Annotated in this window: 14 protein-coding genes; 5 read left to right on the top strand and 9 right to left on the bottom strand. The window is 34.4% G+C overall.

What is annotated here, in order from left to right; translation table 11 throughout:
• Positions 1-233 precede the first annotated feature (233 nt).
• Entirely contained in the window at positions 234-482 is a 249-nt protein-coding gene (locus tag AABL52_RS12365; RefSeq protein ID WP_002013535.1) for a hypothetical protein, read from the top strand.
• Between the two features lie 324 nt (positions 483-806).
• Here AABL52_RS12365 and AABL52_RS12360 read toward each other — a convergent pair whose 3' ends face one another.
• Together AABL52_RS12360 and AABL52_RS12355 are read right to left on the bottom strand one after the other, a co-directional pair.
• Complete coding sequence (locus tag AABL52_RS12360) at positions 807-1,343, bottom strand: DUF2812 domain-containing protein (protein WP_340420349.1); 537 nt, start codon at positions 1,341-1,343, stop codon at positions 807-809.
• 7 nt (positions 1,344-1,350) lie between these two features.
• Complete coding sequence (locus AABL52_RS12355) at positions 1,351-1,668, bottom strand: PadR family transcriptional regulator (RefSeq protein WP_000991838.1); 318 nt, start codon at positions 1,666-1,668, stop codon at positions 1,351-1,353.
• A 203-nt stretch (positions 1,669-1,871) separates the two neighbouring features.
• Here AABL52_RS12355 and AABL52_RS12350 point away from each other — a divergent pair, with 203 nt between their 5' ends.
• The 3 genes from AABL52_RS12350 to AABL52_RS12340 are packed head-to-tail and all read left to right on the top strand — an operon-like array spanning position 1,872 to position 5,045.
• On the top strand, positions 1,872-2,801 hold the full coding sequence (locus AABL52_RS12350) for an AAA family ATPase (RefSeq protein WP_120450395.1): 930 nt from the start codon (positions 1,872-1,874) through the stop codon (positions 2,799-2,801).
• Positions 2,798-3,964 carry a DUF58 domain-containing protein gene (locus AABL52_RS12345; RefSeq protein ID WP_098873200.1) on the top strand — a complete coding sequence of 389 codons (1,167 nt, stop codon included), beginning with the start codon at positions 2,798-2,800 and terminating at the stop codon, positions 3,962-3,964. Before AABL52_RS12350 ends, AABL52_RS12345 begins: the two co-directional genes overlap by 4 nt.
• Positions 3,936-5,045, top strand: a complete 1,110-nt coding sequence (locus tag AABL52_RS12340) for a DUF4018 domain-containing protein (protein WP_341519535.1) — start codon at positions 3,936-3,938, stop codon at positions 5,043-5,045. Before AABL52_RS12345 ends, AABL52_RS12340 begins: the two co-directional genes overlap by 29 nt.
• A 56-nt stretch (positions 5,046-5,101) precedes the next feature.
• On the opposite strand, the gene AABL52_RS12335 is transcribed toward AABL52_RS12340, so the two are convergent.
• Both AABL52_RS12335 and AABL52_RS12330 read right to left on the bottom strand, forming a co-directional pair.
• Complete coding sequence (locus AABL52_RS12335) at positions 5,102-6,559, bottom strand: MFS transporter (protein ID WP_001186929.1); 1,458 nt, start codon at positions 6,557-6,559, stop codon at positions 5,102-5,104.
• Between the two features lie 303 nt (positions 6,560-6,862).
• Positions 6,863-8,077, bottom strand: a complete 1,215-nt coding sequence (locus tag AABL52_RS12330) for an aspartate aminotransferase family protein (protein WP_341519534.1) — start codon at positions 8,075-8,077, stop codon at positions 6,863-6,865.
• A 264-nt stretch (positions 8,078-8,341) separates the two neighbouring features.
• Here AABL52_RS12330 and AABL52_RS12325 point away from each other — a divergent pair, with 264 nt between their 5' ends.
• Positions 8,342-9,721 carry a catalase gene (locus tag AABL52_RS12325; RefSeq protein ID WP_132132689.1) on the top strand — a complete coding sequence of 460 codons (1,380 nt, stop codon included), beginning with the start codon at positions 8,342-8,344 and terminating at the stop codon, positions 9,719-9,721.
• 123 nt (positions 9,722-9,844) lie between these two features.
• On the opposite strand, the gene AABL52_RS12320 is transcribed toward AABL52_RS12325, so the two are convergent.
• The 5 genes from AABL52_RS12320 to AABL52_RS12300 form a co-directional block, all read right to left on the bottom strand.
• The gene (locus AABL52_RS12320; protein WP_000723234.1) at positions 9,845-10,372 is read right to left on the bottom strand and encodes a hypothetical protein; all 528 of its coding nucleotides are present in this window, start codon (positions 10,370-10,372) and stop codon (positions 9,845-9,847) included.
• A 112-nt stretch (positions 10,373-10,484) separates the two neighbouring features.
• On the bottom strand, positions 10,485-12,239 hold the full coding sequence (locus tag AABL52_RS12315; protein WP_341519533.1) for an adenine deaminase C-terminal domain-containing protein: 1,755 nt from the start codon (positions 12,237-12,239) through the stop codon (positions 10,485-10,487).
• A 306-nt stretch (positions 12,240-12,545) separates the two neighbouring features.
• On the bottom strand, positions 12,546-13,712 hold the full coding sequence (locus tag AABL52_RS12310; RefSeq protein ID WP_341519532.1) for a serine hydrolase domain-containing protein: 1,167 nt from the start codon (positions 13,710-13,712) through the stop codon (positions 12,546-12,548).
• Positions 13,713-13,915: 203 nt separating this feature from the next.
• Positions 13,916-14,422 (bottom strand): DUF3902 family protein, encoded by a 507-nt coding sequence (locus tag AABL52_RS12305; RefSeq protein WP_000805748.1) that lies wholly within the window; start codon positions 14,420-14,422, stop codon positions 13,916-13,918.
• A gap of 269 nt (positions 14,423-14,691) precedes the next feature.
• Complete coding sequence (locus tag AABL52_RS12300) at positions 14,692-15,420, bottom strand: signal peptidase II (protein WP_341519531.1); 729 nt, start codon at positions 15,418-15,420, stop codon at positions 14,692-14,694.
• Between the last annotated feature and the right edge of the window lie 12 nt (positions 15,421-15,432).

Below are 15,432 nucleotides of genomic sequence, written 5' to 3'. Positions count from 1 at the left end.
AAAACCTTGTTTCCTATAGTAATGAGCACAAAAAAATGAGGCCGATTTCTCGGCCCCCCAGCTTATTGGCATAAAACAGGAGATTTGGTTTGGACATAACCAGTTCGTACCCTTATTATATTTTATTTTTTCTGAATTTTGAATACTTTAAACACCCATTTATATTGAGAAAGTTTTTTTGCTTGCATAAAATTAAAAAGTTTAAGAAATGCTACAAATGGAGGTGTATACATATGGAACCAATGCTATGTCCAAGTTGTAAAACGAACCGTACTCGCTTTAATATTCTTGAGCAACAAGTAAAACCAGTCAAGTTAAACCCACAAACTGGTCATGTAGAAGAAGAATACACAAATGAAACGATGAATGCTTTTCATATGGCCTATCAAGGACCAACTTATCGCGTCCAATGCGCTGTATGCGGACTTGTTGAAAACCCAGAGCAATTTATTAAACCTGCGCAAAATCAATCTTTTTCTTAAATATTATAATTACCCCCTACTAATTTTCTATAGGGGGTTTTTCGATTTAATATGTTAATCAAAAAATGTTTTTCTTCCTTATTATAAGTTACACCCACGCCTCTTTAGTCATCTTTTATTTTTTTGACCTTCGATATGAATCATTTTTTCTTCATTTATTATTTTTGAGTTATGTGTGTCTTCGTAACTGTTAATTCTGTGCCTTTATATAGATTTTTATTATATAAAAAAGAGTGAACAAAAATACAATTATATAGAAACAAAAAAAGTTGATCCCTGTTTCCGTTTCCTACAACATCAACTTCTTTTTACCTCTACTTTTTATTATAATATTTCACTTTTTAATTTCTTAATTTTCCAAGTGAGTCTTATAAAGAAGTATATCCACATACAGCCTGTAAGACCCGTCATAGCTTTCGCCCACATTGGCACTCTTGATTCCATCGGGCTTATAAATAGATTGTACATTGATGGTAATATACTTGCTGATATAATAACAAGGAATAGCAATAACTCATTTAGCTTTTGTACCCTCGTCTCCTTTTCTGAGTATATATCAGGTAATTCATTTACCTCTTCTACCTCTTTACAAAAATAATTCCATCTTGTGAAACTTGTTACGCGTTTCCAACCAGACATTTCGTATATTTCGAAGTACTCTTGTTGTTGTTCCTTCGAATCTCTATAAACCAATCTAAAATCAGCTTTATATATTACATCTTTTGGCTCAGTTTTCTTAAACAGATACATTAAATTGTATTTTTGTAATGCCCAACCTTGCTGATGCATCTTTCGTAAAAAAGCTTCTTCTTTTTCTAAATTCCATGCCGTAAAAAACTTAAATACCCTTTTAGTCTCCATCTTCCATTCACTCCCCTAAAATACTATTCCCATTCCTTACAGATCTCTGCAACCTGTTATACTCTAGCTCTAATACTTCTCTACCAAGTGGCGTTAACTCATAGCACTTCTTTCTATCTGTAGAGGCCACTTCAACTATTAACTTCTCTTTTAGTAACTTTGTCGTATTCCCGTATAAAGTACCTGGACCGAGCTTTACTTCTCCATTTGTCATCTCTTCTACCATTTGCATAATTCCGTAACCATGCATTGGTTTCACTAGTGATAACAATATGTAATATGTCGCCTCTGTTAACGGAATATATTTTTTCGCTTTCGCATTCATTATAACCACCTCCGATACATCGCTTTCTGATATATCGACTAACGATATATCGTATATCGATATTGTATAACTACATTCCAAAATATGCAAGTATAATTTAATAACTGGATATTTATTTCTTTGAATTGAAAATCATATCAATTTTCTGAATAATTTGTTAAAATATAGAAATATCCGTTTATATTTTGAAAGGAATGATACATATGATAAATAAATTGAAAGAAAACATAGGATCAGTTTTTGTCGGTAAGGAAAATGTTATTGATCTATTACTCGTTTCATTGCTTGCTGATGGACATGTACTGCTTGAGGATGTGCCAGGTACGGGGAAAACGTTACTTGCGAAAACACTTTCTAAAAGTATAGGTGGTAATTTTTCTCGCGTTCAATTTACACCGGATGTACTTCCGAGTGATGTAACAGGTATTGAATATTTCAATCCGAAAACGAGTGAATTCGAGTTAAGAATTGGACCCGTCATGACCAATATTTTGCTTGCGGATGAAATTAACCGCGCTATGCCTAGAACACAGTCTAGTTTATTAGAATCGATGGAAGAACGACAAGTAACGCTTGAAAAGCAATCTACTCCTCTTCCAAAACCGTTCTTTGTAATTGCGACGCAAAATCCAATTGAATCACAAGGAACGTTTCCTCTTCCAGATGCACAGCTTGATCGTTTTTTAATGACAATTTCAATTGGGTATCCATCTCCAGAGGATGAACTACAAATGATGCGACGTTTTCGTAGCGATGTACCGTTAGAAAGCGTCAAATCTGTTATTTCTTTAGAAGACATTTTAGAAGCACAAAAACGAGTAAAAGAAATTTTTGTATCAGAACCGTTAGAACATTACATTATTAAACTTGCTCATGCTACAAGAAATCATGATTACATCGCTAACGGTGTAAGCCCACGTGCCACACTTGCTTTAGTGCGTGCAGTACAGGCGTTAGCCTTTTTACGCGGCAGAGAATATTGTACGCCTGAAGATATACAATTTTTAGTTCCTTCTATTTGGAATCACCGTATCGTCTTATCAATGGAAGGTGCATTACGTACGACAAAAAATGAAATTATGCAAAGGATTTTAAAAGAAGTTGACGTACCAGTGGAGATTGAGCAAGCATGAATGGACAGCGCGTTGTAACTGTACCGTTATTTTTCCAACTCCATATTATTCAACTAACTGTCCCAGGCGCTATACTATTTACATTTTTTATGCCACAACGAATTATTATGTTTCTCTTTTTCTTCTATTATTTATTTGCGTTTTTTATTTATAAATACGTCGCTTATATAGAGAAAAAATTTGAAGTGGTAAACGAGAAACAAACAACTCGGTTATTCCCTAATGAATCTGGACAGTTTTTCATTCATTTAAAAAATGGAGCAAATATACCACTCGTTAACGGTGTTTGTTATTTTCATATAAATTCGTCCCTACTACCACAAAAAGATCAAGGTATTGAACAAATATCGAAAACGCTATTTTCTTTCCCGTTTTCACAGCCTGCTCATTCAGCGCAAAAATGGGATTTAACATTAACCGCGACGAAGCGTGGTGTGTTTCAAATTGAACAGTTCGAATGCGTTTTGAAAGATCCTTTTCATCTTTTAACTGTACATTTACCTATTTTCGATAAATTACGAACTGAAATTATTGTGTACCCTTCTCCTAAGGAAGTAGCAGGTTTGCAAGAACTACAGCAACTTTTAAATGGATCTTATCGAACGAATTTTTCTTTTTACAATGATGAAACATCTATTATTGGAGTTAAACGATATGAACGTGAGTCTTTCCGTTCTATTCATTGGAAAGCATCTGCTAAAATGCAATCATTACAGGCGAAGCAATATGAACCTGTAAAAAATTATAGTTGGACGATCTGTCTTTCATTAGCTGCTGATCGCGGGTTTGGCTGGAAAGATAATATAGAAGACCTGATTTCATTTGCAACATACATTTGCCAATACGCAACGAAGCATCAAATACCATTTGAATTATTTATTAGTGTACTAGCTGAAGGGGGTCCTCTGCACTTACCATTAAATGATGGACACACACATTACGGAATATCTTTAGAGGAATTAGCGCGTATTTCAGATGATAGTACGTTACTTCCAAAACAAGGATTCCTTCACTACGTAGAGAGAAAAAGGGAACGATCTTCTACAATGATATATATTGGTTTACAAAGAAATGAACTCCCTCTTCACCCTCAGCCTACGTTTCTCATTAATAACGAAGGGATGGTGGAAAAGCTTGAAAACTTGGCTCTATCACGTTCATGACTTTATTCTGCTGCTCCTCCTTTCGTTATTAACAGAAAGGGATGAACTTATTGCTATTGCTATATTTTTAGCAATAGGCTATATGGGTGTATTTCTTATTAATAAATTTATGAAGAAAAGAACAACAGGATTTGTCATACTGTTAATTACTCAAATAATCGGTTGTTCACTCTTTCTTCCTTTCTCTCTGTTTGGCATAATTATGTTACCGCTTTTCTTTTTTATCGTACATGTAGTCGGACCAGGATATCCAGTTCAAAAGTCATTAGGTGGTATTGTATGGTTCGTCTTTTCAGCTATATTTTATGCACCTTTTCCACCATTATGGAAATTGTTACTATTAGTCTTACACATTATGATTGCATTTTGGTTAACTGGTGCTAATCGTAATCAACAACTATTACGTTTCGCTTCTCTTATTACGATTGGAATAATTAGTGCTTTCCTTATTCCTATTTTCCCATACATTCGGCTTCTTTTTTCTTATATTGTCCAAGTAGTTGCATTAGGATTTGGATACGCCATTAATCCGTTATTTTCGGTAGCTGAATCAAAAGATACTGACGATTTTTGGTCGAATAAAGGGAATTTAAAGGATCCTCAAATTAAGGATGAGTTTGGACAGCGTGCTTTTGATCCAACTCTCATAAATAGCATTACCATAATAGCCTGTTCTGCTATTGCTATTTACGTCGTTTGGAAAATAATAAAAAGACGAAAACAATTCAGTTTACCAAATATGCCTGCCTTCGAATCTACTATCATCACTGATAAAGAAGGAACGAGCCAAAAACGTTTGAAACGGAACAAACCGCCACATAACGAAATTAGAAAAGAGATTTTCAAGCTTGAAAGTAAGTTAACTCACCCTTTAAATAGAAATCGAGGAGAAACTATTGAGGCATGGTTAGATAGAATAAATAGTGAAGAAGTTGTAAATATTCAGAGTCATATTATTATAGATGCTTATAATACAGTGCGTTATTCAAATGGTGAGAATATGATGCTACTTCAGGAATTTAAGGAAGAGGTTCATAAGCTTTATGTGTATCAGAAGAGTTTGAAGAAAAGAAAGAAATAACATAACAAAAAGACTCCTATTTTCATAGGAGTCTTTCTATACTTCTACGTTACTTTTTAAATTGAAGCGTTTTTCCCTGCTTCAATTTCTAATGACTCTTCATGCCACCAAAGTGTTTCTTCAGGGTCTTCTTTAGCAATTTGGTGTGCTTCTTTTTTCGATTCTACTGTAGGATATGAACCTTTTAGCGCACGTCCTGATGTTGTAACGAATAATACACTAAATACGACCAATCCAATAACACTAACACCTGCTAAATAAAATGCTGGTGCAAGCGGGTTACCGGTTGCATGAACTAAGTATGAACATACGAGCGGCGTTGTACCACCGAATATCGATACAGAAATATTAAATGAGATCGAAAGCGCTCGATAACGTACATCAGTGAAAAATAGTGATGGTAATAATGAAGGTAATGTTCCTTCATATACGCTTAGGAAGAATCCTAAAATGAAAATACCTGCAAATATAGCTGCAATATGTCCGTTACCTATTAGTAAAAATGCTGGAATTGCAAATACTGTTAAACCGAGTAAACCAATTTGCACGACGCGTTTATTACCAATTTTATCACTTAATTTACCGAAATATAGTGCTAGTGGAATCATAAGTGCCATCGTAATAGAAATAATTAATAAGCCAGTTGTTTCTTTGACTTTAAGTACTTGAGTTAGATAAGAAGGAATATACGAAAGAATCATATAGTTCGTAATATTAAAGAAGGCGACAATTACTGTGCTTAATAAGAAGTCTTTTTTGTGATATTTTAATATATCCATAAATGAAAATTGTTCGTTGTCTTCAGATTCCTCTTGTGCTTTTTCCATCTCTTCAAAGATGGGAGATTCATCTAAATGACGGCGTAAATATAAACCGACCAAACCAATTGGTGCAGCTATTAAGAAAGGAATACGCCAGCCCCAGCTGAGCATTTGTTCATCTGTTAACAATAACGTCAAAATGGTAACAATTACCGATGCAGCAATGTAACCTGAGAGTGTTCCAATTTCAAGACCACTACCGAGTATACCACGCTTTTTATCTGGAGAAGATTCTGCGATATAAACCATTGCACCTGAATATTCGCCGCCTGTAGAGAAGCCTTGAATCATTCGGGCAACTAAAAGTAGTATTGGTGCCCATACACCAATTTGTTCATAGGTTGGTAGTAATGCGATGAATAATGTAGAAAGTGCCATTAAAATAATAGTAGTACTTAACACGATTTTTCGGCCGTACTTATCTCCTATTCTACCAAAGAATACACCTCCGATTGGTCGAACGAGAAAGGCTGCTGCAAATGTACCGAATGTAAGTACAAGCTGCAATCCACTATTATCAACACCTGAGAAGAATAATTGACTTAAGATAACCGCTAAATACGCGTATAATCCGAAGTCAAACCACTCCATTGCATTCCCTATACCAGTAGCAATTACTGCTTTCCTGGCTTGTTTAGGATTGACAATATTAACGTCTTGAGGTTCAAAATTTAAATCATTATTTTGTTGCATATAATAAAACAGCTCCTTATTTAATTTAACTTCTTTAAGCACACCTTCTCTTATTGAATAAAATTAATTCGAAGCACTTAAGGAAAATTAATGTCTCCTTATCTGTTATTATTGTTTCACATAATTAATTATTTGTCCAATGAGATGCTCCCTAGGTTAAGTAATTTGTTAAAAATAAAAAGCTGAAGAAGGCGCTATATGAGTACCTTTTTCAGCTTTTTATTTTAATTTGTAAATTTATTTTTTTCACCCTTATTTTCTTCCTATTTGAATAGAAAAAAAGGTACTTTTTCATTAAAGTTTTTAAACACTTGTAGCTGCTAAACTATGCATACAAGAGATAAACTCCTTAACAAATACATCAATTTCTTCTTTAGTAATTATATATGGAGGAAGTAAACGAATGATGTTCCCTTGTGTAACATCAACTAATATCCCATTCTCCATTAGCTCTACCTGTAATTTCTTCACATTTTCATTCGTATCATTTAAACTAATTCCAAACATCATGCCAGCATGACGTACTTCCCCAATATAATACGCATTTTCTTTCTGAATTTCTTGCAATTTATCATTTAAATATAGTGACGTTTCATACGCTTCTTGCATTAAACCATCGTCAATCAATGTGTTTAATACTGTTAGCCCTAAAGCCGTTCCCATTGATGAATGAGCGAATGTTGTGCCGTGATCTCCTGGTGCAAATACATCACATAACTTTTCACCTACAATGATTCCACCTAGCGGTATCCCGCCCCCTGCCCCTTTACCAATTTGAATAATATCTGGTGTAATATTAAAATTTTGATAAGCAAATAGTTTACCAGTTCTCCCCATACCACTTTGTACTTCATCAACGATAAGTAGTACATTATATTTCTCACATAAGTTTTGAACACCATGTAAATATTCACCTGATAAAGGATAAATACCCCCGCTTCCTAAAACCGGCTCTAGCATAATCGCAATTGGATTTTCTTTAACAATTGTTTCTTCTAATTGCTCTATATTCTCGCGCTCTACTTCATATACCGGAATCGATGTTTTAGGGAAATTTTGATATACACTTTCTTGTCTCGTAAAATGAAGTGCTCCTAACGTACGCCCGTGGAAACTATTTTTCAGCACTACAATTCCTTCACGCTCTTCACCCATATTAGCTCTATATTTATCAATTAATTTCAACGTTGTTTCTGTTGCTTCCGTACCTGAGTTTGTAAAAAAGACCTTTCCGTTTTTTAAAGAGCAATCAACTAATTTCTTTGCATATTCAATCGCAATTGGGTTTAAAAAATGAAACGGCAGATGCAACGATTTTGTAACTTGCTCCATTGTCGTTTGCACGATTTTCGGGTGATTGTATCCTAATACGTTCACTCCGACACCAGAAAATAAATCTACATACTCTTTACCATCCACATCATAAAGCTTGCACCCTTCTCCTCTTTCTATTGCAACCTTCGTACGACAATACGTAGGCATCATATATTCTTTATCTAATTGAAACCAATCCGACATTTTAAATTCCTCCTAGTTATTTTCCCTGTTTATTTATGTTCATTCTCTATAAAGTCATGTTTAAATTCATTTTTAAGATTGTAATTTTAATAGTAATTTTCTTCTCGATATTCATTTTTCCATAATTTCTTCTATTTCAACAGGTCCACTACATACGCGTTTTTTTCATCTAGCGGTCTGTTACTACTTTGCATGTCATACATAATCAAGGCTATGAAATCATATTTAGTAACAATGGACAAAAAAGATTTGGAGGCTATATCGATGGATGAAAACTATGATAAACAGGGGCAATCTTTACTAGGGAATGACTTTAATGAAGATAGTGAACGTAATGAACAAGCTACACTTCACTCTCAAACAGTTGGTTCGCGTGGACCTGTTCTAGAGCAAGATAGTGTACTTCACGAGACGTTACAAGAATTTATTCACGAAAAAATTTTAGAAAGACCTGTTCATGTAAAAGGATTTGGTGCGTTCGGTTATTTTCAAACGATCTATCCCATGTCTGAACATACTACACTAAGCTTTCTACAAAATTCTAATGAGAAAGTTCCTGTTATGGTGAGATTTTCATTAGCTGTTAGTACGAAAGGAACACCTGATACTTCTAGAAATGTACGCGGTTTTTCCACAAAGTTCTATACGAAAGAAGGTATTTTCGATCTTTTATGTAATCACATTCCTGTCTTTTCTGTTCGTGATCCGATGCGCTTCCCAGAAACGATTCAAGCGTTGTTACCTTCACCTATAAATAACTTACTAGACCCGAATAGATTTTGGAGCTTTGTCGCTAGAGCACCTGAATCCATTCATTTCGTTGTCCATTTATACTCTGATGCTGGTACGGCCAAAAGTCTGCGTCACATCCCAGGACATAGTGTAAATACATATGTTTGGAGAAATGCAGAAGGTAACCGAAAGTATGTAAAGTATCATTGGTACCCATTTGAAGGTGTACAATTCATTACTAATGAGGAAGCGAATACACTGGCTGCTGAAAACCCTGATTATAGCGGGAAAGATTTATATGATGCAATTGCAAATGGTAAACCAGTGGAATACGGATTATATGTCCAGCTCATGGATCCGAAAGATGAAGGACATCTTTCTTATGACCCTTTAGATGATACAAAAGTATGGGATGAAAAGTCGTATCCTCTTATACCAGTAGGCAAAATGGTGTTAAATAAAAATCCTGAAAATTATATGGAACAAGTAGAAAAAGTCGCCTTCTCTCCTTCTAATTTACTAGACGGTGCAGAACTATCAGATGATAAAATGCTGCAAGGACGCGCTAACATTTATAGCGATTCTCAAAGAAGAAGAATTGGACCTGAATTCCGCAAATTAACGATTAACCAACAACGAAATTGGACACCTGCTAATCAAATAACGAGCGGCGATGGAAGATACGTTGAAGGTAAACTTGAAAGAACATCTATATCGAAACAGGATGACTTTACGCAGCCTGGTGAATTTTATGCGAACTTAAAACCGATAGAAAAAGAACATCTTGCTGAAAATTTAGCTGGTGATTTGAAAGTTATCTCTGCTGATATTAGAAAGGTTGTTTTGGGGTATTTTCATAAAGTGTCTGCTGATTTGGTGAAGAGGATTGAAAGTGCGATGCAAAAGCTTTAAGTATATAAAAAAACGTCATTTTAAAAATAAAAAATGACGTTTTTTTATGGCAAAATCACTAGGAATTTCCACCACTTAATTTACAATTATTAACAAATTTTCCCCACTTAAAATTCCGTTATTTCATTTTAAATTATGGTACTCATTTCTCTTTTTCATATAATCTTTTTCACATTGCAACGGCTTGAATTTCACTTTTTTCCCTTTCTTCTTTTTCGTTTTTATAACGAGCCATTCCCCTTTTTCAACATCTAGTTTTAGGCGTTTCATTACATTGATATTATCTTTTTCTTTATAAAGTAAAAATGCTTCTTGTGCCCTCACGAATAAGCTAGGCTGCTCGCTAAATCCACCACTATCATAAATTTTAGTTAGCGAATTATAATAAGAATCATTTTCTTTTCCGCCATATATCAAATAGGCCGCATCCAGGTCTCTTTTACTTACTTCCAAAAAACTATGTTCATCAATTTTTAAATTAAATGTGGATTTAATATCACTTATTATATTCTTCACATGCTTGTCATCTCGAATTTTCCTTTTTTCAAGACAATCAGAAGATAGCTCTGGTGCATCTGTTTGAGAATGTACAACTTGTTGAATAGATACACATAATATAAATACAGTTAAAATATACAATATTTTTTTCATACTTATGTTTCACCTCAAGTAATTTAGATACTATATTATTTGAGGCTTACAATATTCTTATGCTAACAATGTGAAAGGCCCTATAAATTGGACTTTTATAGAGCCTTTCATATTAACATTGCTGTATTAAATTTACCGGTGAGTCCAGTACCTTACTATTTTTCACATCATAAAGTCCTATAGGTGTTATCCGTATAAAAGGCAAGTGCGTCGCAGAAAAGAACAAAATGGTAAATGCCGGATCGTCATACGCGTAACCACGCTCTTGTAGTAATTTCACCATCTGTTTCTCTTCCTGTATTAATTCATTCATTTTCAAATTAGACATAATCCCAAGCAATGGTAATGCGATTTCGTGTAATACTTCATTCTTTTCAGCTATTACCATTCCCCCGCCAAGCTCTTTTACTCTATGAAAAGCTGTAAGCATCTCTTCTTTATTCTTCCCAATAAGAATGATGTCGCCGGTACCAGAATAAGAGCTAGCAAGGCCTCCTAATTTATTTGCAAAGCCTTTTACAACTGTATTCACTCGCCACGTACCGTCACGAGCAATCATCATAAGGAAACACTCATCATGATCTGGAGAAAGTTTATCACGGTTTAAATCAACATCAGTCGTGTATGGTTTTGTTATAACGTTATTTAATAATTGTATACCCATTTTATGAGAAAAAATCATATCCTCTTTTTCTATGGACCAGTCTAATAATAATGGAGTTACTTTGAATTTACTCCAGTCTATTTGTACTGATTCATTTTTATTTACTCCGTCACGCTTCCCCCATTTCCCCTTTGCAATTACACTTATTGGAACCGGGTTTTCTTTGCTTTCCAAAATATTAATATTAGCTATTCTACCTGTCGCAATCGAACCATGTAGATGTTCCATATTATAATAACGAGCGATATTATAGCTTGCCATATGATAAGCATCTATTATTGGTACTCCTTGTTTTATCGCGGTAGATATCATTACGTTTGTCATTCCATTTTCATAAAACGAAGGATGTGAGCCGTCTGTAGTAAGAATGAATCTATCAAACTGTTTTACTCCTAGTTCCAACAATTCTTTCAGTAACACTTCTAAATCTGGGCGGATTGAAGAATTTCTTAAGGAAACCGTGTAACCTTGCATAAGTCGAGTGAAAGCTTCCTGCCCTGTCATCGCTTCATGATCACAATCTGTACCTAACAATTTTAACTTCGATAAAGTCGTTTCAGATGCTCCTGGAAAATGTCCTTCTACTTTTTTATGTAATCGTTTCGTTTCCTGCACCCAATGTAACATTTCATCATCGCCATGTAATAACTTTGGCCACGCTGTTAGCTCGCCGCCTTGAAGAACTGCTTTATGCTTAAGCCACTCTATTATTTCTTCACGATTAAATAAAGATTCCCCGTTTTGCAATTCAGTTTGCCCATCAAAACGACACCACCAATACATACTTGCTGGAATCTTTTCAAATTCATCTAATAAACGAAATGCTTCTTCACGTTGTAATGTGAAAAATAAAGTTAAATTATCATTAATAAAAGTCGTCGTCCCAAATTGCATCGCATAGTTTGCTAAAGTTTCAGGATTATATAATTGATATGGATGTGCATGCGGTTCTATGTAACTAGGAACTACATACTTTCCATCACAATCAATGACTTCACATTCATGCAGTTGCACTGGCAATTTTTCGCCTACATATACAATCCGGTCATCATAGACCCAAATATTTGCTTGTACCCACTCGCGCATATAGGAATTTAAATACGTTGCATTCTTCAATAAAATGCGCGGACTTCTTTTGCCATCTATTACTTCAACATGTTCTCTTAATTGCTTGTTACTCCATCTAAACTGATTTTCTCCCAATGAATTTCACTCCACATCAATTTACTTTTATTTATTAAAATAAAAACAATTAACTAACTAAAGTATTCTCCATTCATAACTCCCCTGTATAACCCCTATACCCTTCATTATATGGAATAATTTTTAAAATAACAATTTTCAAAATTCAAAACATACTTCTTTGATTCTCAATAAAAAAAGGATGTCGTGTAACCGACATCCTTTTTTATACTAAACTATACCATTGAAATACACTTGATGTCATACTAGGAATTAGGAATGCTAATACTGTCCTTTAAAGCAGGAGCCTATTTGCATTCTATTCATTTATTTCTTAAATTCAATTTGCATCATTTTATTAAACTGTGTAAGAATATCAACCGGACCTAAAGAGTTCACATTGACAGCAAATGTATGCTTGCCTCCAATTACTCCACCAGCAAAAGTCATAAACCCAGGAATTGATCCTCCGTGACCCCATACTGAGACACCATTTGGAAGTTTAGTCTCATAGATTCCAAGACCATATCCATCACCAACCCCTTTTCCTTCTACAGGAACTGTAGTAAGCATTTCTTTTAGCTCATGTTCCTTCAGTAACTTACCACCGAGTAAGGATGAAAAGAACTTATTTAAATCGTCCGCATTAGAAATCATATCTCCAGCTGCATTAGCTAAACTCGGATTATAATACGTCATATCTTTCAATTCACTTTTTTCATCAATTTTCATATATCCACGGGCATGATTCTTACCTGGAATAACGGGCGAATTCCCTGGTAAAAACGTATTTGATAGATCCAAAGGTTCAATAATGCGCTTTTTGATTTCTTCTGCGTAACTATTACCCGTTATTTTTTCAATAAGCATTCCTAGTATTACGTATCCTGTGTTTGAATACGACCAACCTTTACCTGGCGAAAAATCTGGAGGTAGAGCAAGTCCTATCTTTACTATTTCTTCTGCTGTATACGTTTTTTTCGAATTCATAATATCAGCGTCTTTTGACTTTAAATAATCAGCTATACCACTCGTATGATTCAAAAGTTGACGTATCGTAATTCGATTGCCATCATACCCATTTCCTTGAATGAGGCCGGGCAGCCACTTTTCAATCGAATCGTCAAGCTGCACACGATTTTCTCCTACTAATTGAAGAACAGTCGTAGCAGTAAAAGTCTTTGTCACGCTACCAATCCGAAAGCGATAATCCGATTTCATTGGTTTCTTACTATTTAAATCCGCGACACCAGCAGTATAACTACTAATTTTTCCGTTATTAGATGTCTTAGCTAATACCCCTGGCGCTCCAACTTGGATTGTTTCCTGCATGACTCGTTTCCAACCATTCCGATTCTTTTGATCATGTGCTTCTGACGAATTAGAAATATTTTGAGTAGACTCTGCTTTTACAGTAAAACCTGGTGTGAATAAAGTAGTACCCGCTAATAAAACTGCCAAACTTGCTAACTTAATGGAATAACATTTTTTCATAAGGCTTTCCCTCCTCTATTCATATCGTATTGATTCAAGCTATACTTTCATCCTATATGATAAAACTCTCTTTTTTCTTATCCATTCCTTACGAAATACTTACGTTCAAAATTTGGCGACCAGATGAGAAAAAATTATGTATGGAAATAAAAAAGAACGTGTTTTCATTTATAAACACGTTCTTTTAAGCACTCTATTAACTTTTACCATCCTGCGCTAGCGTTCATACCATTTCCTATTATAGTAAGAAGTAATGGCCACAGTACTGGTCCTAACGTAAGAAAAAGATTGAGCAGTATAAGTATTCTATATATCCCAGTAATATTATGATTTTTACGATTAACAAATACTAGAAAAACTAATAATATTATGGTCGTTACAAATAAAAGTAACACTAACAACCAATACCAAACCATTAAACTGAGACTCCATGGCTGTAATAGCTCGTGTACAATACCAAAGGTGATTCCCAACACTGCAAAACTAAAGGTAGTAACTGTTGCTTTGATAAACAATTTACTTAATTTTTTATCATATGTATACTTACAATATAAATCTATTATCGTGTATAAAGATATAAATGCCATTAATACACCTACCCAAGACAATAACCAATCTCCGCCTCCACTAACTAATAGAAACAGAAGCCAACACATCCCTGCTGCAGAAAAAACAAAGGAAAGGAGTATGTTTTTCAATACTGGTTTCATTCTATTTTCACACCCTTACAAGAATTTAAAAATAAATAATAATTTATTATTTACATGCTACTCGTTATTAGCTTATTTCTATTACATCTACGTTTCATTCTATATTAATGAAACATAGATAATCTCATAAAAAATTTAACGAGCTATACTCTACTAAGGGAACCTTTTTCCATTGGTAGATATATATAAAAGTAAGTATACATTACCACGTAATTAAATATAAGTAAATAAAATTAATTTACAGTTAATTTTATTTACTTATATTAACGTCACCCTTTCCCGTCTCGCTCTATCCATCGTACAGTCTTCTCTACATCTAACTCCGTATACGTCTTTTCTCCATATCGGACAGACTCATATATCGGAATAATATCTCGCGTTCTACAAATTCTACTTAACCATTGTTGCATCGTTTCATATGTCCTTCTCTGTTCGTGAAATGGTAAAGTTCTTTCCCATTCAACTAACGTTTTCCTTATCGTATCTTTAGGTAACGGCTGTTCAAACTGGTGCTTCACTTTCTTGTTCTTTTCGGTTCTATCCGTATTTTCCTTTGTTATCGATTGGTTATCCTGTTCTATTTTTGATTTTGTTACCTTTTTCCTCATTAATTTATAAAAAGCATATAGAATGACCAATGCAATAATTACATAAAAAACGACACTAATCCATGAATTTGAAAGAACAGAAAACACATCAGTCCATGAATTTTTTCGTACAAAAAGTGGAATTTTCCTATCTATTTTTGTTCTTGTATCTACAACTCCTGTTTCTTCATCTATAATTCTTTCAGGTTCATCAAACTGTGCGTCTACACTAGTAAAATCATAATTTCTTTCCGATATTGTCTCCGTCTTACTAGAAAAAAGCCCTTTTACTATGTCTTGTACATGCACAACACCTTGTGATAACGTTATCGCACTAACCGTAAAGAAAAGTAGTATTAATACTCTAACACTCCACAACTTCACTTGCATATGTCGCCCTTTATTAGCCATGATATAAACCCC

Source organism: Bacillus paramobilis (assembly GCF_038096195.1).
In the GTDB taxonomy this organism is placed as follows: Bacteria; Bacillota; Bacilli; order Bacillales; family Bacillaceae_G; genus Bacillus_A; species Bacillus_A mobilis.
The sequence above is the reverse complement of the archived record's forward strand: the minus strand, read 5'-3'. Positions and strand labels throughout refer to the sequence as shown.

Excerpts from the sequence above, each read along its gene's own strand:
- AABL52_RS12365 (WP_002013535.1), top strand. The coding sequence starts at position 234 with ATGGAACCAATGCTATGTCCAAGTTGTAAAACGAACCGTACTCGCTTT.
- AABL52_RS12360 (WP_340420349.1), bottom strand. The coding sequence starts at position 1,343 with ATGGAGACTAAAAGGGTATTTAAGTTTTTTACGGCATGGAATTTAGAA.
- AABL52_RS12355 (WP_000991838.1), bottom strand. The coding sequence starts at position 1,668 with ATGAATGCGAAAGCGAAAAAATATATTCCGTTAACAGAGGCGACATAT.
- AABL52_RS12350 (WP_120450395.1), top strand. The coding sequence starts at position 1,872 with ATGATAAATAAATTGAAAGAAAACATAGGATCAGTTTTTGTCGGTAAG.
- AABL52_RS12345 (WP_098873200.1), top strand. The coding sequence starts at position 2,798 with ATGAATGGACAGCGCGTTGTAACTGTACCGTTATTTTTCCAACTCCAT.
- AABL52_RS12335 (WP_001186929.1), bottom strand. The coding sequence starts at position 6,559 with ATGCAACAAAATAATGATTTAAATTTTGAACCTCAAGACGTTAATATT.
- AABL52_RS12330 (WP_341519534.1), bottom strand. The coding sequence starts at position 8,077 with ATGTCGGATTGGTTTCAATTAGATAAAGAATATATGATGCCTACGTAT.
- AABL52_RS12325 (WP_132132689.1), top strand. The coding sequence starts at position 8,342 with ATGGATGAAAACTATGATAAACAGGGGCAATCTTTACTAGGGAATGAC.
- AABL52_RS12320 (WP_000723234.1), bottom strand. The coding sequence starts at position 10,372 with ATGAAAAAAATATTGTATATTTTAACTGTATTTATATTATGTGTATCT.
- AABL52_RS12310 (WP_341519532.1), bottom strand. The coding sequence starts at position 13,712 with ATGAAAAAATGTTATTCCATTAAGTTAGCAAGTTTGGCAGTTTTATTA.
- AABL52_RS12305 (WP_000805748.1), bottom strand. The coding sequence starts at position 14,422 with ATGAAACCAGTATTGAAAAACATACTCCTTTCCTTTGTTTTTTCTGCA.
- AABL52_RS12300 (WP_341519531.1), bottom strand. The coding sequence starts at position 15,420 with ATGGCTAATAAAGGGCGACATATGCAAGTGAAGTTGTGGAGTGTTAGA.